We start from the raw sequence: 4,284 nt of genomic DNA, 5'->3' as shown, positions 1-4,284 counted from the left end.
TTTTCACCAATACTTGATCCCTTCATAATGATTGAGTTGGCAATTGTCGAATCTTTCCCAACTAATACATTTGGGGAAAGGATTGAGTTTTTAATACTGCCACGAATAATACAACCATCACAGATCATGGCATTTTCAACTATAGATTCTATCGATAAGAATTGCGGTGTGGTCACCGTATTTCTTGAGAAAATTGGCCAACCCTTGTCGCGGATTTGTAATGGATGTTCTTGATCAAGCACTTCCATATTTGCTTCCCATAATGAGTCGATTGTACCTACATCTTTCCAGTAACCATCGAATGAATAAGCAAACAATTTTTCATCATTATTTAAATAAGCAGGAATAACATTTTGACCAAAGTCTTCCATACCTGCAGGGTCTTGCGTTAAGTATTCACGTAATTTGTCCCATGTAAAAATGTAAATCCCCATTGAAGCTAAATTACTCTTTGGATTTTCCGGTTTTTCTTCAAACTCAACGATTTTTCCTTCGTCATCGGTGTTCATGATACCAAATCGAGAAGCTTCATTCATAGGTACTGGTTTAACGGCAACAGTACAATCAGCACCATTTGCCTTATGCGCTGCTAACATCGGTGCATAATCCATTTTATAAATATGGTCTCCTGAAAGAATTAATACATATTCAGGATTTTTACTATCAATAAAAGACACATTTTGATAAATGGCATTCGCCGTACCATTAAACCATCTTTCTCCATCACTAGAAGAATAAGGTTGTAATACGAAGGCACCACCGTCGCGTGTATCTAAGTCCCAAGAATCACCATTCCCAATATGGTCATTCAAAATCATCGGTTCATATTGTGTCACGACACCAACAGTTGTAATCCCAGAGTTCATACAGTTACTCAAGGTAAAATCAATAATTCGATATTTACCACCAAAAGGAACAGCTGGCTTAGCAATACTTTTTGTTAACTTTCCTAAACGAGTACCTTTACCACCGGCAAGAATCATAGCAATCATTTCATTATTTAACATAGTAGCGGAGATAAACTCCCTTCCCCCTTTTTTCATAAGGCACCCACCCAAATATGGTGGGAGCATGACATTTCAACGAAAACTGTAGTAACAGATCAACCCCTTTAATGGTTTTTATTTCTTGTTGTTTCAGGCGTTGGTTTGATATTTACTGGTTCAAATGCTATTGCTGCTAGAGATGGTAGATTGATTTCTAGTGAATGTGGTTGGCCTTTATGTGGGACCGCCACTGTTTCAAAGTTTGTGGTTTGACTCACCCAATTACCACCAAATGTCTTCATCTCGCTATTTAAGACCACTTGATAAGTACCTGCATACGGTACACCGATTCGATAATGACTACGTTCAACAGGTGTAAAATTGAAGGCACATACCAACAAGGCATCCGCTGCTTTACCATGGCGTATAAATGATAAGGTGGTTTCTTGATCATCATCAGCTTCGATAATTGTAATACCAGCTTTTTGGTTATCTTGCTCGTGAAGTGCAGGCGTCTCTTTATAAAGCCGGTTCAATTCAGCAACGTAAGATTGGAATTCAGTGTTAAACTCACGATCTAGAGATGACCATTCTAACCCTTCATAGAAACGCCATTCCAAGAATTGACCAATTTCATTACCCATGAAGGATAATTTTTTACCAGGATATAGCAGTCGGTAACCTTCAAGGACACGCAAGTTTGCAAACATCTCATAGCGGTTATGATTCGGCATCTTGCCTAGTAAAGACTGCTTACCGTGTACAACTTCATCGTGAGAGAAAGGTAAAACAAAATTCTCATCATGCATGTACATGAAAGTAAAATTAATTAACTTGTAGTTAGAGCCTCTACCTAAGGCATCAATCCCGAAGAATTTCAAGGTGTCATTCATCCATCCCATATTCCATTTAAAGTTAAATCCTAGACCACCTTGGCTAGCCGGTTTCGTTACCCCGCTCCAAGCGGTAGATTCTTCAGCAATCATTAAGTAAGATGCGTCTCTGAAAAGAATTTCTGTATTGAGTTTCCGTAAAAATTCCAGCCCTTCCAGATTAACGTTATGTCCGTATTTATTCGGCACCCATGGTCCAATGTCATAATCCAAATACAACATATTTGAAACCGCATCAACTCGGATACCATCAAAATGGAAAGTTTCGAGCCAAAATACAGCACTAGAAATTAAGAATGACTGGACCTGCTTACGCCCTAAATCGAAGTTTTTAGTCCCCCAACGTACGTTTTCAGCACGATTAGGATCTTGGTATTCAAAAGTTGCTGTGCCATCATAGTTAGCTAAAGCATCATCATTTACCACAAAGTGACCTGGTACCCAGTCAACGATGACCCCAATCCCTGCCTGGTGACAGGCATCTACGAAGGACATTAATGGCCCAAAATCATGACCAAAACGACCAGCAATAGAGAAATAACCCGAAATTTGATAACCCCAAGAGGCTTCTAATGGGTGCTCCATTAAAGGCATAAATTCAATATGGGTATAGCCCATTTTTTTAACGTAAGGAATCAATTCTGCTTCAAGGTCAGCAAAAGTATAGGCCGAACCATCCTCGTGTCTATTCCAAGATGACATATGTACTTCATAAATGTTTATTGGACTAGCAAACATATTTGATTGCTGTCTTTGTTTGATCCATTCCTGATCGTGCCACTCGTAAGTTGGGATATCTTGTATCACAGAGGCGTTCTTTGGTGGCACTTCCCCAGCAAAGGCAAAGGGATCTTGCTTTTCTCGTTTAACGCCATCTTGATCTTCAATAACAAATTTATAAAGGTCCCATTCTTTTGCATCTTGCATAAAAATAGTCCATGCACCAGTATCCGCAACCTTATCCATTTGCACTTCTGCCCAATTGGAAAAATCACCTTCCAAGTAAACACACTTGGCATTCGGTGCCCATACAGTAAACTGGTAGCCTTCATGGTCATTATTAACTTGTTTCTTAGCTCCTAAGAATTTAAAAGCTTCATAATGATTGCCAATATTAAAATAATACATTTCATCAACCAAGCTTCTACCTTGGATTGATGGGATTGCTTCTTTTTCTTTAGACAAAATGACTTCCTCCCTACTTTATAGCCAATGATATTATTTGCTATTTAAACATTTGACCTAAAACTTTCCCTTCTACTGGCGTTTTAAATGCTAAATCTAACATTGCTAGCATTGTTGGACCCTCATCTACCAAACGCCCACTAGCTAAAGTTTCACCAGCTTTAATCTTCGGTCCTTTTGCCATAAACATTGTCGTATAGTTTTCTTTTTGGGGACTATAGCCGTGACTCGCTTTTAATAGCTTGACGCCTGGAATATGTTTATCGGTATCTTCCAATATTGGTCGTTCAATATCACTTTCAAAGTAATAACCTTCGCTTGCTTCGATTAAGGCAAAACATTCAGGGTCTGCACCTAAAGCGACCGCCTCATCCCGATTATAAAAGGTTTCGATGTAAGGTTTTAAAGGTGCTAGGATTTCTTTAAGTTGTGCGATTGTTAGTGCATCATGATTTTTCACATAGATATAGCAAGAGCCGTCCGCCCCTTTTGCGTATACTTTATAATCTTGGATTTTATTTTGTGCCTTCGTTTGAATGAACCCAGCTTCTTTAAATAGATGATTCGGTCGAATAACGACTTGGGTGTCAATTTGATAGTGATCACCTAATAAGACAATATGGGCTTCCTTATAGGCTGGCGTTGTTTCAATCGCATGGAACAATTGGCCTAAATGTGCGTCCATTCGCTCAATGGCCGCTTTAGCTTCAGGTGATTTCACGCCAAAACCATGTCGAGTAGAATCAAGGTCAACAAGGTGGATTGCCATCACATCTGGTTGTTCATTCACAATAGTGTCTACTGCTACTGCCGTTACAAAGTCGTCTAATTCTGGTTGTTTAATCCCTGACCGTAAATGACCAAATTTATGATTCTTTTCAATGAGGTATTTAGGTGATGATGCTAACAGGGATACCGCAACTTGAGAGTGCCATTTTCGGTTTGCGAAAATTTCTGCAATATTATAATCGATTGACCTACTTTTACCGGTTACAGGCCAAAGGATTGTTGAAACACTCAAACCATTTTCACTCGCGATATCGAATAAGGTTGGTGTTTTAATATATTTAGTATACCAGTGCCAATCAGGAGAAATTCGGTTGGGTTGTAAGAGTGTGTTGTTTATAATGCCGTGATCTTTGGGGTATTGACCAGTCACAATTGAGGTATGACACATATAGGTTAGTGATGGGTAAACGGATTCAACTGCCTCTACTAAA

The 4,284-nt window shown here is 39.0% G+C and carries 3 protein-coding genes; all 3 read right to left on the bottom strand.

All coding sequences use genetic code 11. The features are described 5' to 3' along the window. Nucleotides 1–1,043: glucose-1-phosphate adenylyltransferase (locus tag ACRCJ0_RS09920; RefSeq protein ID WP_431390333.1), on the bottom strand; the 1,043-nt coding region annotated here is incomplete at its 3' end. A 68-nt stretch (nt 1,044–1,111) separates the two neighbouring features. After that, nucleotides 1,112–3,007, bottom strand: coding sequence for a 1,4-alpha-glucan branching protein GlgB (glgB, locus tag ACRCJ0_RS09915; protein ID WP_419971310.1), 1,896 nt, complete (start codon nt 3,005–3,007; stop codon nt 1,112–1,114). A 97-nt stretch (nt 3,008–3,104) separates the two neighbouring features. Next, nucleotides 3,105–4,284 (bottom strand): alkaline phosphatase family protein (locus tag ACRCJ0_RS09910; RefSeq protein ID WP_431390332.1); only part of this gene is annotated, 1,180 nt, incomplete at its 5' end.

Source organism: Aerococcus sp. L_32, from assembly GCF_050689315.1.
The sequence above is the reverse complement of the archived record's forward strand: the minus strand, read 5'-3'. Positions and strand labels throughout refer to the sequence as shown.

What these genes read in the sequence shown, in the direction of transcription:
- glgB (WP_419971310.1), bottom strand. Translation starts at nt 3,007, where the DNA reads ATGTATTATTTTAATATTGGCAATCATTATGAAGCTTTTAAATTCTTA.